The sequence below is a fragment of the Mesorhizobium jarvisii genome (assembly GCF_003601985.1).
GTDB classification, from domain to species: Bacteria; Pseudomonadota; Alphaproteobacteria; order Rhizobiales; family Rhizobiaceae; genus Mesorhizobium; species Mesorhizobium jarvisii.
Genome location: NZ_QZXA01000002.1, coordinates 96,951 through 113,538, shown reverse-complemented (window position 1 = coordinate 113,538; position 16,588 = coordinate 96,951). Strand labels below are relative to the sequence as shown.

Genomic DNA, 16,588 nt, shown 5'->3' with positions numbered 1-16,588 from the left:
AGGTCCCTTTCAGCCGAGACGAAGAAGCAGTTCAACGGGTGCGAGAATACCGCCTTCAAGCGCGGCGGTGACATTGGCGATCTTGGTATGGGCGTCTTCGCCCATGACGAGGCCGACGCCGGGCGGCGGCTTCTTGCCTTCCGCTTGCGCGGCGGCCATCCGGGCACGCGTCGCGGCGAAGAATTCGACGGCGAAAGCACCGCGCCGCCGCTCGGCGACGACGGAGAAGCCGGAAGCCGTGGCAGCCGAGCGATAGTCGTCGGGCGTGGCAACGAAGGACATGCTCTCGTCCGAAGCCCATGGCAGCGGATAGGTCAGCGCGCCGTCCTTGAGCCGCATCACGTCGTAGACGGCGAAGACGCCGCCCGGCTTGAGCACACGCGCGGCCTCGCCCATCAGCTTTTTCTTGTCGGGAAGGTTCATGCCGACATGCAGGATCATGGCCGCGTCGAAGCCGGCATCGGCGAACGGCATGTCCAGCGCGCTGCCTTGCACGAAGTGCGTCCTGTCGGCCATTTCAGTGCGCTTCGACAGGCTGGTCGCGATATCGACATAACTTTGCGTGAGATCGATGCCGGTGACATCGGCGCCGGCCTCGTTGGCGGCAAAACGGGCGGGACCGCCCACGCCGGAACCAATATCGAGCAGCATGGCTCCTGGTTTCAGCCCCATCTGCCCGATGAGTTCCCTTGTGGCGGCGATACCGCCAATGTGGAATTCGTCGACCGCTTCGAGATCGCCGGCACGCAGATGGGCAACGTCCACGCCCGTATCGGCGAGCGCGGCAAGGATGCGCTGCTCGAGACCCGCTATGTCGTAGTGACGGGCGATGCCCGGTTCCACCGTGGCCATGATCCTTATCCCTGCGTCAGACTCCTGTGTATGCTTTCCGCCGTATCGCGCCCTTGCGCCACGGCCGAAACGGTCAGGTCGTCACCGCCAAAGATGCAGTCGCCGCCGGCCCAGACTTTCGCCAGCGAGGTGCGCCCTTCCCTATCGACCTTTATACGCCCGGCTTCGAGCTCGATCGAGGCCTCGCTGCCGTTGAGCGCGGCCGGGACAAAGCTCTGGCCGATCGCCTTGAACACCTGGTCGGCGACGAGCGTCAGCGTCTCGCCGGTACCGGCAAGCTTGTCGCCCTTCAATGCCGTGTATTCGAGTTCGATGCCCGACACTTGGCCGGCGTCAGCGATCACCCGCTTCGGCTGCAGCCAATGGCGTATGGTGACGCCGTTGGCGGCGGCCAGGTCCTGCTCGAACCCGGAGGCGTTCATATGCTCCTGGCCGCGACGGTAGCAGATCGTCACCTCCTCGGCGCCGAGCAGCTTCGACTGCACGGCGGCGTCGATCGCCGTCATGCCGCCGCCGATGACGACGACGCGGCGGCCGACAGGCAGGCTGGCGAGATCGCCGGCCTGGCGTAGCTCGGCGATAAACTCTACCGCATTGGTGACGCCGGCGGCATCCTCGCCATCGGCGCGCAGCGCGTTGACGCCGCCAAGCCCCATGCCGAGGAACACCGCGTCGTAATTGCGGATCAGGTCGGAGAGTTGGTAGTCGCGGCCGAGCGCCTTGCCGTTCTGGATGTCAATGCCGCCGATCGCCGCGACATAGTCGACCTCGGCCTGGGCGAAATTGTCGACGCTCTTATAGGCGGCGATGCCGTATTCGTTGAGGCCGCCGGCCTTCGGCCGCGCCTCCAATATGGTCACGTCATGGCCATGGCGGGCGAGCCGGTGCGCGGCGGCAAGGCCGGCCGGGCCGGCGCCGACCACGGCAACCGTCTTTCCGGTCGGCTCCGGGCGAGGATAGAACTGCTTGTTCTCGGCCATGGCGACATCGGTGGCGTAGCGTTGCAGGCGGCCGATCTGCACCGGCTTGCCTTCCGCCACCTCGCGCACGCAGACCTCTTCGCAAAGCGTCTCGGTCGGGCAGACGCGGGCGCACATGCCGCCCAAAATATTCTGGTCGAAGATGGTCTTGGCCGATCCGATCGGATTGCCGGTCGAGATCTGGCGGATGAACAGCGGGATGTCGATCGAGGTCGGACACGCGTTCATGCACGGCGCGTCGTAGCAGAAATAGCAGCGGTCGGATTCGACCAACGCCTCGTGATGATCGAGCGGCGGATGCAGGTCGGAAAAATTGTCCGCATACTGCTCGGCTGGAAGCCGGCCGCCGACGATACCTTCCTTGAACTGGCCTTCTGGCATTGTCAGTTCCCCATGTTTTCGTTTTGGCGAAGGCTAGCACGTTTTATTTTTTTATCAATTGGTCAATTTTTGGCACAAGCTGCTGAAAAGGCTCGATAAAAACATGATTTTTTTACTCATGTTATGCAGTGGACGGCTGCTCTTGCCTGGGTGCGCTACCCTCTTCGACCGGCCGGCCATGGAGTGCCCGGACCTCGTCCGCCACCAGTTCCTGCAGTCGCCACAGATTTCGATCATGGATGCCGAACGCTTCGAGATGGCTGACCGTGTTGTAGAGATATTCGGCGCCGGAACCGATATGGCCGCAGGCCCTGGCCAATATGCTCGCCACTCTGTCCAGCGGCTGGCTGAGCGACGTTCCCCTGCCCTTCACGCCGACCCAGAAACCCAGTGCCCGCAGCGCGCCTTGCGCCGTATGCACCGGCAGCCACCTGACCGAGCTGACGCTCTCATGGTCGCTGATCTCGCGGCGCAGCAGCCTTTCGATCTGAGCCGGCTTTTCACCCTCCGGTAATCGGTAGATCACGCCGTTGCAGCGACCGCCGCGTTCGAGCGCCATCATCAGCCCCGGCTGCGCAGCACTGCCGCGCCAGCGGACCATGTCGAGGCAGAAGGAGCGATGCCAGCCGAAGGCCGTGGCGAGCCGTTGCTCGACCGATTCGAATTCCGGCTTCCAGATCAGCGAGCCGTAGGCAAACACCCACAGCGGCCCCTCATCCGCTTCGCCGGACAGCCGCGATGCAAGGGTCTGGAAATCCCCGTCCTTCAGCTCCGTCCAACTCAAGTCTGGGCCAGAATCGGCCTCGTCCCTGTGGCACAGTGCGACAAGCTCCGGCGTGAGCGACATCTGGCGCATGAACACCCCCTTTGCCGTAGAGAAATCGAAAATCGCGGGGCACGCAACCGGGAACGCATGTCATGGGCAGGCATTATTGTCCGGGCGGTTGTCGGAATCCCGTATCCTGGATCGTCCTGCGGTGGATCGGACAACGATCGATGCTGAACCGTGAGGAGACCGACCATGGCGAAATCCCCAATGCCCTTCTTCTGGTACGAGCTGATGACTTCCGACCTCGACGCCGCCGAGGCCTTTTACACCAAGGTTGTCGGCTGGACGGCGCAGCCCTTCGACAAAGCGCCCGGCATGCCGCGCTACATCGTCATGAATGTCGGCGAGCGTGGCGTCGGCGGGCTGATGACGATGCCCGAGGATGTCAGGAAGATGGGAGCGCCGCCGGCCTGGCTGGGCTACATCCATACCAACGACGTGGACGCCTCGACCAAATCCTTGAAAGCCGCCGGCGGCGGCGTTCACTGCGAACCCAGCGACATTCCGGGCGTCGGCCGCTTCGCCGTGGTCGCCGACCCGCAAGGCGCGACCTTCATGTTCCTGCAGCCCAACGGCCCCGACCAGCCCGTCGTGCCGGCCAGCACACCCGGCCATATCGGCTGGCACGAGCTCTACACCAGCGACTGGAAGGCCGCGTTCGACTTCTATTCCGGCCAGTTCGGCTGGACCAATGCCGGTGATTTCGACATGGGCCCGACGGGCATCTACCAGACGTTTACGGCCGGCCCCGAGTCCGGCGGCGGCATCATGAACAAGCCTGCGCAAATCCTCGTCCCGGTCTGGCAGTTCTATTTCAACGTCACCGGCATCGACGCGTCCGCAAGACGCGTCACCGACAATGGCGGCAAGATCTTGATGGGCCCGATGGAGGTGCCCGGCGGCAGCTGGATCGTGCAGTGCCAGGATCCGCAGGGCGCGCATTTCGCGCTGATGGCGCCGGTGCGCTGACGGCAGCTTCGCCGGCACGAAGCGGCGGCCTTTCATCTCACCACCGATGAAAGGCCGTATTGCTCTATTTGCCGCTCTATTCCGGCGTCAGCACCGCAACCTTCAGCTCGGCCTTTTTCGCCCCGCTGAACTGAACGATGGCCGGTCCGGCCGCGAGCTTGAAGCGCACGCTCTTGCGGATGCCGGGGCAGGTTTTCACACCGCTGTAGCCGGCCGACTTGATGGCCTTGCCGTCCTGGATGACGTCGATCCAGGCTTCGCCCGACAGGCTGATCTGAATGGCTCCGCCGGCCGGCACCTCCACGCTGGCGACGGCACCGAACGTGCCCCCCGCCGGCGCGCGCTCGGGCGGCAGCGTAAAACCGGCTTTGTCCGCCGGAACCAATGCCAGATCCGCGGCGGCACCCACCGCCAGCTCCGCTCCAGCCGGCGTTGCGGGCGCCGCGGCAAACAGCGCCTGTTCCCGCGTCACCGGCCATTTGAAGGCCTCGCAACCGGCGTCCTCGGCCATGGCCAAGCTGGTGCCTGCAAGGAGTGCGAATAGGCTGACGACGAGTTTTTTCATGGCAAGAGAACCCACAGGTTTAGAGTGCCCACATCAATACAACCATAGCGATACAAATGCAACCCTGACGAGAACGATATGAAAGGGCATACCGGAGAACATTTCCAATCACCGATTGTTGATGGCGCGCCATGGGAAGTGAATGGTCCATCGTCGGACCATGATCTATGGCCGGGCCGGGAGGGCGAAAAGGAGTTCAGATGAAGCTTTTTGAAGGCCTCTCCAGATACCTGCCGCAGGCACTCGGCGTGCTGCGCATCATGACCGCACTGCAGTTCATCGAACATGGCAGCCAGAAACTGTTCAACTTCCCCGTCAGCGCCCAGCCTCACGCCCTCACCGGGTTGACGACAGCCGCCGGCATCCTCGAATTCGCCGGCGGCATCCTGCTGGCGCTCGGCCTGTTCACACGCCCGGTGGCGTTCCTTCTGGCCGGCGAAATGGCGATCGCCTATTTCATGGCGCACATGCCGCGTGACTTCTTCCCGGTCAACAACAGCGGCGACGCGGCAATCTCCTTCTGCTTCATCTTCCTCTATCTGGTCTTCGCCGGCGCCGGCGCCTTTGCGCTGGACAATCGCAGCGAGGCCTGATGTCCCCGCTGGGGATGAACCTTCACCCCCGCATGCGCTCAAAATTCGCGTCGAACAGCGGGGCTGCCTGAATACGCGCCGCATGGCGCTTGCCCAGCAACTCGATCTCGAAGCCGTCGCTCTCGTCGGCGATCTCCTTCGGCACATAGCCGACGGCGACCGACTTCTTTGAATGATGGGCGTAGCCGCCCGACGTCACCCAGCCGCGCACCGCGCCGCCGAACCAGATCGGTTCGTCGCCGATGACATCGGCATCGTCGGCGTCGACAATGAAGCTGCGCAGCCGCAATTTGCCGCCTTGCTTGCGCTCGGCCAGCGCTGCCGTCTTGCCGATGAAATCCGCCTCCTTGCCATAGGCGACGAAGCGGTCGAGCCCGGCTTCGAGCGGCCCGTAGATCGGACGGTATTCGCGTCCCCATGAGCCATAGTTCTTCTCCAGCCGCAGCGCATTGAGCGCGCGCGAGCCGAACAGGCCGATACCGAATTCCGCGCCCGCTGCCGTCAGCGCATGATAAGCCGCGCGCTGATATTCCGGCGCCACCCAGATCTCGTAGCCGAGATCGCCGGTGTAGCTGACGCGGCCGACCAGGCACGGCGCCATGCCGATATCCATCCTGGCCACCGCCATGAACGGAAACGCCGCATTGGAGACATCGGCGCGGCTGACCTTGGCCAGCACTTCCCGCGCCTTGGGGCCGGCAATGGCAAGGCCGGTGAGTTTCGCGCCCAGCGCCTCGATATGAACCGAACCGTCGCCAGGCAGATGCGCCTCGAACCAGCGCATATGGTACTGCTCGGCAATGCCGGAGCCGGCGAGGAACCAGCCATCGCTGCCCAGATTGGCCAGCGTGAAATCGCCGATCAGCCTGCCGTCATCCTTCAGCATCGGCGCCAGCGTCATGCGGCCGGGTTTCGGCAATTTGCAGGCGAGCAGGCGGTCGAGCCAGGCCGACGCCCCCTCGCCCGTAACCTTATATTTGGCAAAGCTCGAAATCTCCGACAGGCCGACGCCGTCGCGCACCGTCGCGACTTCCCTGGCGACATGGGAAAAATCGCTGGAACGGCGCCAGGAGAACTCGTCCTTGACGCCTTCCGGCGCGTACCAGAGCGGCACTTCCAGCCCATAGGCGACGCCAAACTGTGCGCCCTTGGCCGACAGCAGATCGTAGACCGGCGTCGTCTTCAGCGGCCGTCCGGCGGGCAGCTCCTCATTGGGGAAGCGGATCGAAAAGCGCCGGGAATAGTTTTCGCGCACCTTGGCGTTGGTGTAGGCCATCGTCGCCCAGTCGCCATAGCGCGCCACATCCATGGCCCAGATATCGGCGCCAGGGTCGCCTTCGATCATCCAGTTGGACAGCGCCAGCCCGACGCCGCCGCCCTGTGAGAAGCCGGCCATGACCCCGCAGGCGACCCAGAAGCCCGGCAGGCCGCGCACCGGCCCGACCAGCGGGTTGCCGTCGGGCGCGAAGGTGAAGGGCCCGTTGATGATCTGCTTGATGCCGGTGTTCTGGAAGGCCGGGAAATGCCGGAACCCGACCTCCAGCGACGGCGCGATGCGGTCGATGTCGGGCGCCAGCAATTCATGGCCGAAATTCCAAGGCGTCTGGTATTCCGACCACGGCTTGTTGGCTTTCTCGTAGGTGCCCATCAGCATGCCGCCGCGCTCCTGGCGCAGATAGAGCTCGCCATCGAAATCGACCGCATGGATGATCTCGGTGCCGGTCTTGGCGTTCCAGGCGGCGACTTCCGGCATGTCCTCGGTGATCAGGTACATGTGCTCCATGGCCAGCACCGGCAATTCGAGCCCGACCATGCGGCCGACCTCGCGCGCCCACAGGCCGCCGGCATTGACGACATGCTGGGCCACCACCTCGCCCTTGTTGGTGATGACGCGCCATAGGCCGTCGGGCCGCCGCACAATGTCCTCGACCTTGGTGAAGCGTTCTACTTCCGCCCCAAGCTTCCGCGCGGCCTTGGCATAGGCATGGGTGACGCCGGAGGGATCGAGATGCCCATCCTCCTTGTTGCGGACGGCGCCAACGAACTGCTTGGGGTCGAGCAGCGGCATCAGTTCGGCGGCCTCTTTCGCAGAGATCACTTCCAGGTCGATGCCGAGATAGCGGCCCTTGGCGACGACACCGCGCAGCCAGTCCAGCCGTGCCTCGGTCGCCGCGAGCAGCACGCCGCCGGTCAGGTGCACGCCGGTCGCCTGGCCTGACAGTTCCTCGATCTCCTTGTAGAGGCTGATCGTGTATTTCTGCAGCTTGGCGACGTTGGGGTCGCCATTGATCGTGTGCATGCCGCCCGCCGCGTGCCAGGTCGAGCCTGATGTCAGCTCGTCGCGCTCCAGAAGCACCACGTCGGTCCAGCCATGGCGAGCGAGATGAAACAGCACGGAACACCCGACGACGCCGCCGCCAATGACCACGACCTTTGCATGCGATTTCATGGATTTTTCTCTGATATCAGTGAGTTGTATGGGTGAGATGAATCGATATGGGAGGTATCACGGCTCACCCTGCCCGATCGCTTCCTTGCGCCTGGCCATGTAAGCCTCCAGCGCCTCGCGCACAGCGATATCCATCACCGGCTCGACATAATCCTCCAGTGCCTTCTTCCACAGCCGGGTCGCGCGCGCCGTTGCATCGAGGCTGCCGGCCTCCTGCCAGGCTTCGAAATTCTGCCAGTTGGACAGCATCGGCTGGTAGAAGGCGGTGGCGTAGCGCTCCAGCGTGTGCGGCTCGCCGAAAAAATGGCCGCCGGTCGGCACCGCGCCCAGCGCCTCGACGGCGAGTTCCGCCTCGTCGACCACGATCGGCCGCAAGAACTCCATCATGTGCTGGATCATCTCGACATCGATGATGAACTTTTCGAACGATGCCGTCAGCCCGCCCTCCTGCCAGCCGGCGGCGTGATAGACGAGATTGCCATGGCCGAGCACCGCGCCCCACAGCGCCATCAGCGTCTCGTAGGCGCCTTGCGCGTCGGCCGCATTGGAGGCCGAACCGGGCGTCGTCCGGTAGGGCAGCCCGTAGCGCCGCGCCAATTGCCCGGACGCAATGTTGGCCTTGGTGTTTTCAGGCGTGCCGAAGGCCGGCGCCCCGGACTTCATGTCGACATTGGAGGTGAAAGCGCCATACATCACCGGCGCGCCCGGCCGCACCAATTGCGTCAGCACGACGCCGAACAGCGCTTCGGCATTCTGCTGCGCCAAGGCACCCGCCAGCGTCACCGGGCTCATCGCCCCCATCAGCGTGAACGGCGTCACCGCCACCGACTGGCCGAACTCGGCCATGGTCATCAGGCCCTCGGCCATCATCTCGTCGAAGCGGCGCGGCGAGTTGACCGAGATGATGGTGGCGATGCCGGGATCGTCGCGCAGCTGATCCAATGTCAGCCCGCGCGCGATCGCCATCATCTCGATGCCGTCCAGCGCCCTGCCCCGGCCGATCGCCGAGACATGAAAACTCTTGTCGGTCAGCGTCAGGTTGGTGAAGTAGGTGTCGAGGTGGCGCGAATTGGCCGGCAGTTCGACCGGCGCGCAGACCTGGTTGCCGAGCATGTGGACGCAGTTGAAATGCTGCGCCAGCCGGGTGAGATCGGCATAGTCGCGCAGATTGCCGGCGCGGCGGCCGCGCTCCATGTCGTGCACATTGGGTGGGCCGGCGACGAGGGTGAAATTGATGGTGTTGCCACCAAGATGGATGGTGTTGGCCGGATTGCGCGGCGTCAGCGTATAGCTGGACCGGGTGGTTTTCAGTGCCTCGTCGACCATGCCGCGATCGAGGCGGACATTGGCCGAGGCGTGGTCGACCCTGGCACCCGCCTGCTCGAACAGCGACAGCGCCCGCGGGCTCATCACCTCGATGCCGAAATTCTCCAATATATGCATCGACGCTTGATGGATCGCCTCGATCTGGTCTGGAGACAGCAACGCCATCGGCGGATAGGGATTGGTCACCCGCCTCTGCGGCAGCTGCGGGATGGGCGCCGGCCCCCGGTTGCTGGTGCGCTCGGCGCCACGCTTGCGTCTTGGTTCGTTCATGCCAGGCATCAAAGCCTTGGCAAACCAGGCAAGCTGTCAGAAATACGCCGTTTACAGGCGCGATTTTAGCCAAGGCGGCATTTATGCAGCGCGATTTTATCAAAAGCGACAGAAGGCGTCGGAATATATACAGGGCCTTTTCCCGAGCGCTCGTGACTGCGAGGCGTTAACGGCGGCGGCAAGATTCCCTTTATGATTTCGGCCTATTGCTCATCCAATGCGTAGGTCGAGTTTTAGTAAAATTGTAGCAGTTGGCGTGTTGCTGGCACTTTCGGCCTGCGCGACAGCGCCCAGCCACATCAACAATGTCTGCGCCGTCTTCGACCAGAATGACGGCTGGTTCGACAATTGGCAGTCGGCAGCCGAACGCACTGAGCAGAAATATGGCGTGCCGGTCTCCGTGCTGATGGCGACGGTGCGCAAGGAATCCGGCTTCAAGAGCAATGCCCGGCCGCCGCGCACCAAGCTCCTCGGCTTCATTCCCTGGAAGCATGTCTCGTCGGCCACCGGCTTCTCGCAGGCGCTGGACGGCACCTGGTCGCAATATCAGCGCGAAACCGGCAACTGGGCGGCGCGGCGCACCAAATTCGCCGACGCCGTCGATTTCGTCGGCTGGTACCATTCCAAGACGGCAGACACTTACGGCGTCGCGCGCAACGACACCTACAATCTCTACCTCGCCTACTATCTCGGCTGGACCGCCTATGGCCGCGGCAATCGTGGCGACGTCGGCGTGCAGGGTTACGCCCGGGCGACCGACAAGATGGCGCGGGATTATGAATCGCAGCTACGCCAGTGCGGAAGCTGACACTCAGCCCTGGCTAGTGCCGCCTTGTCGTATCTTTCGGCTTGGAGACACCGGTTTCGGAAGTCTCGTCGCGCACTTCGTGGCGACGGGCTCGCATGCCAGCCTCGCTTTGCTCCACGGCGTCCCCGATCTGGTCGGCTTCCGCGCTGCCCGTTTTGCCACGCGGCCGGTTGGGCGCCGTTCCGGTCGGACCCGGCCCGGTGCCGTGCGCATCGTCCGGAACACCTTCATGCGCCGCGTGTTCCTTGTCGAACTTGATCACCGGCTCCATCGTCGCCAGCACATCGTCGGACAGCCAGCACAGGCTCATATGGCCGTCGCCGAGATGCTTGACCGGCGGCACCTTGGTTTCGCACAGATTGTCCGGCACCAGCTTCTTGTAGCCGCAGCGTGTCTGGAACGGACAGCCTGACGGCGGGTTCATCGCCGAAGGAATGTCGCCCTCCAACACGATGTGCCGCTTGACCACGCTGGTGTCAGCGATCGGGATCGCCGACAAAAGCGCCTCGGTATAGGGGTGATAGGGCGGCGCGAAAATCTGGTCGGTCGTGCCCTGCTCCACGATATAGCCGAGATACATGACGACGACGCGGTCGGCGATGTAGCGCACGACCGACAGATCGTGGCTGATGAACAGCATCGTCGTCTTGTTCTTGCGCTGGATGTCCATCAACAGTTCGGTCACCGCCGCCTGCACCGACACGTCGAGTGCCGAGACCGGCTCGTCGGCCACCACCACCTTGGCATCGCCGGCAAAGGCGCGCGCCACCCCGATGCGCTGCTTCTGGCCACCGGACAGCTGGCGCGGCTTGCGCGTCTCGAAGGCGCGCGGCAGCTTCACCAGGTCGAGCAGTTCCAGCATGCGCTTGCGCCGGTCGGCGACCGTCTTGCCGACATTGAATTTCTCCAGCGTGCGGATGATCTGCGAGCCGACCGAATGGCTGGGGTTCAGCGTGTCGAACGGGTTCTGGAACACCATCTGGATCGACGACACGGTTTCGACGCTGCGGCTCTCGATGCCCGTCGACTGGATTTCCTTGTTGCCCAGCGTCACCGTGCCGGCACTCGCCGTCTCCAGCCCGAGCAGCACCTTGGCCAATGTCGACTTTCCGCAGCCGGATTCGCCGACGATGGCGACCGTCTCGGATTCTCGTGCCATGAACGAGATCGTCTCGTTGGCCTTGACGACGCGGCCTTCGCTCGAGCCGAACACCTCGCTGCCGCCGACCTTGTAGTATTTCCGCAAATCCTCGATCTTGAGCACCGGCGCGCCGGGCACGATACGCTCATTGACCTTCTTGGCGCCGGGCGGCAGCGCCTCCCAGTCGATCTCGTTGAAGCGCACGCAGCGTGAGAAATGGCCTTCGTGGCCGGCGACCTCGACCATCGGGATTTCGGCGGCGTTGCAGACGCCCTCGACGAAATGGTGGCAGCGCGGACCGAAATTGCAGCCCTTTGGCCGCTCATGCGGCAGCGGCAACTGGCCGGGGATGGAGATCAGCGGCCGCGAATTCTTGTCGGCGCCCGGCAGCGGGATCGAACGGAACAGCCCTTGCGTATAGGGGTGGCGCATCCGGTCGAACACGTCCTTGATCTTGCCGGTCTCCACCGCCTCGCCCGAATACATCACGGTGATGCGGTCGCAGGTCTCGAGGATGAGGCCGAGATTGTGCGACACGAAGATCATCGACGTGCCGAACTTCTCGCCCAGCCCTTTGACCAGTTCGACGATACCCGCCTCCACCGTCACGTCGAGCGCCGTCGTCGGCTCGTCGAGCAGAAGCAGCGCCGGCTTCGACAGCAGCGCCATGGCAATGACGATGCGCTGCTGCTGGCCGCCGGAGAGCTGATGCGGATAGGAGCGCATCATGCGCTCGGGATCGGGCAGCTTGACCGCGCGCACCATTTCGAGGGAGCGCTTGTAGGCCTCTTCCTTCGACACCTTGTCGTGGATCAGCGGCACTTCCATCAACTGCTGGCCGACCTTCATCGCCGGATTGAGGCTGGCCATCGGCTCCTGGTAGATCATGGCGATCTTGTTACCGCGAATGGCGCGCAGCTCCTCCTCGGAGAGCTCGCCCATGTCCTTGCCCTGGAACTTGATCCTGCCGCCGACGATCTTTCCGATGTTGGAGAGGTCGCGCATGATGCCGAGCGACACGGTCGACTTGCCGCAGCCGGATTCACCGACGATGCCCATCGCCTCGCCGGGCATGACCGTGCAGGAAAAATCCATGACCGCAGGTATTTCGCCCTTGCGGGTGAAGAAGGAGATCGACAGGTTTTCGATCTCTATGATCGGCTCTGCGGGATTTCGAACTGCCTCGTTCATGGGTCGCTCCAATCCAAATTCTACCAGATGCGGGCCGGAGCCCGTCAATCAGTCCTTCATCGATTGTTCACGCAGCGAGTCGGCCAACAGGTTGAGCCCCAGCACGAACGACATCAGCGCGATCGTCGGCGGCAGCGCCGGATGGATGAAGGAGCGCAGCAGCCGGCTGGCATCCTTGATCGCGGTGCCCCAGTCAGGGCTTTCCGGTGCCAGGCCGAGGCCGAAATAGCCCAGCGTGCCGAGCAGGATGGTGGTGTAGCCGATGCGCAGGCAGGCATCGACGATCAGCGGTCCGCGTGCATTGGGCAGGATTTCCCAAAGCATGATGTACCAGGGCGATTCACCGCGCGTCTGCGCCGCCGCCACATAGTCGCGCGTCTTGATGTCCATCACCAGGCCGCGCACGATGCGGAACACGCCCGGACTAGAGGCAAACACCACCGCCACGAAAATATTGAGCTGATTGGGATCGATGTGGACGATGTGCAGCGGGTCCTTGTCGAACACGAGGCCGAGATAGATCCAGCCGCCTATGATCAGCGTCAGGCCGAGCAGGATGTACAGCCGGTCTGGGCGGTTCTTGTAACGCGTCCAGAACAGCACGCTGAAGAAGATGATCGGAAACAGGAAGAACACGCCGGCCATGGCATAGGGGATCGGCGTGTCCATGATGCCCGGCGTCACCAAGAGGTAGAACAGCAGGATCACCGGGAAGGCCAGCACGAGGTTGGCCAGAAACGACAGCACCGTATCGATCTTGCCGCCGTAATAGCCGGCGGGCAGGCCAAGGGTGATGCCGACCATCAGCGCGAAGCCGGTCGCCGCCGGCGCGATGATCAGCACGATCTGGCTGCCATAGACCATGCGCGAAAACACGTCGCGCGCCAGCTTGTCGCCGCCGAACAGATAGACAAGCCCCGATTGCGGCTCGATGGCGCCGGGCAGCATGTCCTTCATCACCGGGACCTGTGCCAGCGGATCGAAAGGCGAGATGGTCGATGCGAAGATCGCCGTAAACAGCCAGAACAGGCAGATGCCGACCCCGACGATGCCGACGCCGCTGTCGAACAGCTGTCCGTAGAGCGCCAGCCTTTTCTTGTAGGCGAAGCTCGCACCCATGACGATGATGAGCGCAACCCAGACCGGCCAGAAGCGCGAGAGCACTTCGAGAACGACGCTGAAGGCACTGATATATTGGACCTGCATCCGCTTCGCCCCCTACTGAACTCTGATACGCGGATTGAGAAACGCGTAGCCGACATCGGAAATGAGTTGCGTGATCAAGACGATGAACACCGAGACCAGCGAGCAGCCAAGCAAAAGGTCGATGTCGTTGTTGCCGGCGGCCTCGACCAGCGTGTAGCCGAAGCCCTGGTAGCGGAACATCACCTCGACGATGACGACGCCAGTGAGCAGCCAGGGAAATTGCAGCATGATGACGGTGAACGGTGCGATCAGCGCGTTGCGCAGCGCGTGTTTCACCACTACCCCGCCGAAGGAGAGCCCCTTCAACCGGGCGGTGCGGATATATTGCTGCGTCATCACCTCGACCATTGAGGCGCGGGTCATGCGGGCGATGTAGCCGATGCCGTAGATCGCCAGTGTCATCACCGGCAGCGTGAAATTGTAGAAGGTGATGCCCTGGCTGGCCGACGCCGCCGATCCGTTCAACCAGCCGAGCCATGAGGCGAAGATGACGGTGAAGATGACGCCCGACACATATTCGGGCGTCGCCGTCGAGGCGATCGAGGCCACCGAAAGCACCCGGTCGGTTCGCGATCCCTCGCGCATGCCGGCCAGGATGCCGATCAAGAGCGATACCGGCACCATCACCGCCAACACACAGAACATCAGGATGCCGGTGGCACCAAGTGCTGGAAACAATTTCGAGGCAACCGTTGTCTTGAACTTGGTCGAGCAACCGAAATCCCCTTCGAGAACGCCGGAGAAGGTTGGTACGACCGGGTCGTTGCAGAAAGTGAAACGCTGCGTCGGCTTGCCGGTCGCCGGGTCGGTCACCGGCTGCTTGGGCAGCAGGCCCAGCCACTGTCCGTAGCGGACGAAGAAATTCTGCCGGTAGCCATGGTTGACCAGCCAGTCCTCCAGCTGTTCGGCCGAAGTGTGCATTTCCGTCTGGCTGATCGCCAGCTTCTTCAGGTTGGGTTCGAGGTTGATCAGGAAGAAGACGATCATCGTCAGGCACAGCATCGTCAATGCCATGGTGCCAAGACGCCTGATAATGAAGGAAAGCATGACGGCCCCCTGCCGATGGGGTTGGGTTTTGAGCCGGCTTCAAAGCCTCGCCTGCCGTCACCGGCGGACTGGCCGTCAAACAGGCCCTCGAATGCGATCAACCCTGTTTTTATTGCACGGCCTTCCCGGGTGAGTCCGTATTTTTTGCGGACGAACCTGCAATGGCGACGCAAAAAGGGAGGGAAAGGGGCAATGCCCCTTTCCCAGGTCCGATCGATCAGGCCTGATCGAGCCAGACCTTGCCGTAGTCGCGCTCGAAGGTCGGATGCATCTTGTAGTTTTGCACCGCCTTGACCGAGTGGCTGTAGAGCTTGCGCCAGTAGGGCTGGATGATGATGCCGGAAGCCTGCAGGATCTGCTCGATGTCCTTCATCATATCCTTGCGCTTGGCAGCGTCGGCGACGGCGAGTGCCGCATTGAGCTTGGCATCCCAGTCGGGGTTCGACCAGCCAGCCTCGTTCCAGGCCTCGCCGGTGCGATAGGCGATGGCCAGAACCTGGACGCCGAGCGGACGCATGTTCCAGTTGGTCATTGACAGCGGATACTTCGTCCAGTCGTTCCAGAACGTCGAGCCCGGTAGCACCGTGCGCTTCACCTTGATCCCGGCGTCGCGCAGCTGTGCGGCGATCGCGTCGCCGGTGTTCTTGTGCCAGTCCTCGTCAACCGTGATCAGCTCGTGTTCGAAGTCGGCTTGGCCGGCTTCCGCCATCAGCGCCTTGGCCTTGGCCGGATCACGGGCAACCTTCGGCAGCTCGTAATATTCCGGATGGATCGAGCAGACATGGTGGTTCTCGGCGACCGAGCCGGCATTGCCATAGCCGAGCTGGAGGACGACATTGTTGTCGACCGCGAGCTGCAGCGCGTTGCGCACCTTCTGGTCGCCATAGGGCTTGTTGTTGACGTTGGTGCGGCAGACGATGGTCGAAGCCGTGACGATCTCCGACTTGACCAAGTCCATCTTGTCGAGGATCGACACATAGTCGGCCGACGTTTCGAAGTTGGTGTGCACTTCGCCAGCCTCGAAAGCGCTGACCATGGCGGCCGGATCGGTGCCGTAGTCGATGAATTCGATGCCGTCGAGGAACACTTCGCCGTCCCACCACTTGTTGTCTTCGCGGCGCTTGTAGACGACTTTCTGGCCGACGTCGTAGGAGACGAGCTCGAATGGGCCGGTGCCGATCGGGCAGGCCTTGAAGTCGCCGCCCTTCTCGTCGAAAGTCTTGTGGACGATCAGGCCGGGATAGTCGCACATGTTGGGGATAAGCGCGATGTCAGGCTTGCTGAGCTTGAGCACGACCGTGTGGTCGTCCGGCATCGTCACGGCGCTTTCGTCGAGCTTGTCATCCTTGACCAGCGAGCCGAGACGGCCGGGCATCGAATTGCCTTCGGCCTTCTTGTCGGCCCAGCGCTTCAGGTTGAAGACGACGTCAGAGGCTATGAAGGGGTCGCCGTTCGACCAGGTTACGCCCTTGCGTACATGCAGCGTGTACTGGGTGGCGTCGTCGTTCACGTCCCAGCTTTCCAGCAGATAAGGGCGGAACGTGTATTCGCTCGTGTACTTGACCAGCGGCTCCAGCGCCTGGCGCTCGGCATTGGCAATTTCGGACCAGTCGGCCTTGCGAGGATCCTTGGGATCCTTGATCCACTGCGCGACCTTCAGCGTGCCGCCTTTCTTGCCTTTTACCTCTTCTGCCCTTGCAGGCGTCGGATCGGCGAGACCGAGAAGGCCATAAGCCATCGCCGTCGAGGCGCCGAAGACGCTTGCCATGGCCAGGAATTCGCGGCGATCGACCTTACCTGCCTTGGCTTCTTCGGCCATGGCCAAGATGTGATCCGGAACGCGATCGCCATTACTCTTGTAGATTGTCATGACTAACTCCCATTGTTGGCTTTCCGCCGATTAACATTCCGCATCCAGGCCATGATGTCAAAGACGGCTTGGATTGGGAACATGTTGACGAATGTGCAACTTTGAAAAGGG

At 62.9% G+C, this 16,588-nt stretch carries 13 protein-coding genes; 3 read left to right on the top strand and 10 right to left on the bottom strand.

All coding sequences use genetic code 11. The features are described 5' to 3' along the window. Nucleotides 1-9: 9 nt before the first annotated feature. The 3 genes from D3242_RS04320 to D3242_RS04310 all read right to left on the bottom strand — a co-directional run bounded on the left by D3242_RS04320 (nt 10) and on the right by D3242_RS04310 (nt 3,069). Entirely contained in the window at nt 10-852 is an 843-nt protein-coding gene (locus tag D3242_RS04320) for a class I SAM-dependent methyltransferase (RefSeq protein WP_019859172.1), read from the bottom strand. 5 nt (nt 853-857) lie between these two features. Beyond that, nucleotides 858-2,213, bottom strand: coding sequence for an NAD(P)-dependent oxidoreductase (locus tag D3242_RS04315; protein ID WP_064983751.1), 1,356 nt, complete (start codon nt 2,211-2,213; stop codon nt 858-860). 121 nt (nt 2,214-2,334) lie between these two features. Further along, nucleotides 2,335-3,069 carry a gamma-glutamylcyclotransferase gene (locus D3242_RS04310; RefSeq protein ID WP_064984295.1) on the bottom strand — a complete coding sequence of 245 codons (735 nt, stop codon included), beginning with the start codon at nt 3,067-3,069 and terminating at the stop codon, nt 2,335-2,337. A 165-nt stretch (nt 3,070-3,234) separates the two neighbouring features. Between D3242_RS04310 and D3242_RS04305 the strand changes: the two genes are divergently transcribed. Further along, nucleotides 3,235-4,011: a VOC family protein gene (locus D3242_RS04305; protein WP_064983750.1), complete on the top strand. Its 777-nt coding sequence runs from the start codon at nt 3,235-3,237 to the stop codon at nt 4,009-4,011. Between the two features lie 76 nt (nt 4,012-4,087). Here D3242_RS04305 and D3242_RS04300 read toward each other — a convergent pair whose 3' ends face one another. Continuing rightward, nucleotides 4,088-4,576, bottom strand: coding sequence for a hypothetical protein (locus tag D3242_RS04300; protein WP_081296075.1), 489 nt, complete (start codon nt 4,574-4,576; stop codon nt 4,088-4,090). 200 nt (nt 4,577-4,776) lie between these two features. On the opposite strand from D3242_RS04300, the gene D3242_RS04295 reads away from it, so the two are divergent. After that, complete coding sequence (locus D3242_RS04295; protein ID WP_019859178.1) at nt 4,777-5,169, top strand: DoxX family protein; 393 nt, start codon at nt 4,777-4,779, stop codon at nt 5,167-5,169. A gap of 22 nt (nt 5,170-5,191) precedes the next feature. On the opposite strand, the gene D3242_RS04290 is transcribed toward D3242_RS04295, so the two are convergent. Continuing rightward, on the bottom strand, nt 5,192-7,618 hold the full coding sequence (locus D3242_RS04290; protein WP_064983746.1) for a GcvT family protein: 2,427 nt from the start codon (nt 7,616-7,618) through the stop codon (nt 5,192-5,194). A gap of 57 nt (nt 7,619-7,675) precedes the next feature. After that, nucleotides 7,676-9,214: a trimethylamine methyltransferase family protein gene (locus D3242_RS04285; RefSeq protein WP_064983744.1), complete on the bottom strand. Its 1,539-nt coding sequence runs from the start codon at nt 9,212-9,214 to the stop codon at nt 7,676-7,678. Nucleotides 9,215-9,431: 217 nt separating this feature from the next. Between D3242_RS04285 and D3242_RS04280 the strand changes: the two genes are divergently transcribed. Continuing rightward, a complete protein-coding gene (locus D3242_RS04280) occupies nt 9,432-10,022 on the top strand; it encodes a transglycosylase SLT domain-containing protein (RefSeq protein WP_064983743.1) in 591 nt (196 codons plus the stop codon). Nucleotides 10,023-10,035: 13 nt separating this feature from the next. Here D3242_RS04280 and D3242_RS04275 read toward each other — a convergent pair whose 3' ends face one another. The 4 genes from D3242_RS04275 to D3242_RS04260 form a co-directional block, all read right to left on the bottom strand. Then, nucleotides 10,036-12,354 (bottom strand): dipeptide ABC transporter ATP-binding protein, encoded by a 2,319-nt coding sequence (locus D3242_RS04275; RefSeq protein WP_064983741.1) that lies wholly within the window; start codon nt 12,352-12,354, stop codon nt 10,036-10,038. Nucleotides 12,355-12,402: 48 nt separating this feature from the next. Then, complete coding sequence (locus D3242_RS04270) at nt 12,403-13,560, bottom strand: ABC transporter permease (RefSeq protein ID WP_019859184.1); 1,158 nt, start codon at nt 13,558-13,560, stop codon at nt 12,403-12,405. Nucleotides 13,561-13,572: 12 nt separating this feature from the next. Next, complete coding sequence (locus D3242_RS04265) at nt 13,573-14,607, bottom strand: ABC transporter permease (protein WP_019859185.1); 1,035 nt, start codon at nt 14,605-14,607, stop codon at nt 13,573-13,575. Between the two features lie 217 nt (nt 14,608-14,824). Then, nucleotides 14,825-16,477, bottom strand: a complete 1,653-nt coding sequence (locus D3242_RS04260) for an ABC transporter substrate-binding protein (protein ID WP_038647814.1) — start codon at nt 16,475-16,477, stop codon at nt 14,825-14,827. Nucleotides 16,478-16,588: the final 111 nt, after the last annotated feature.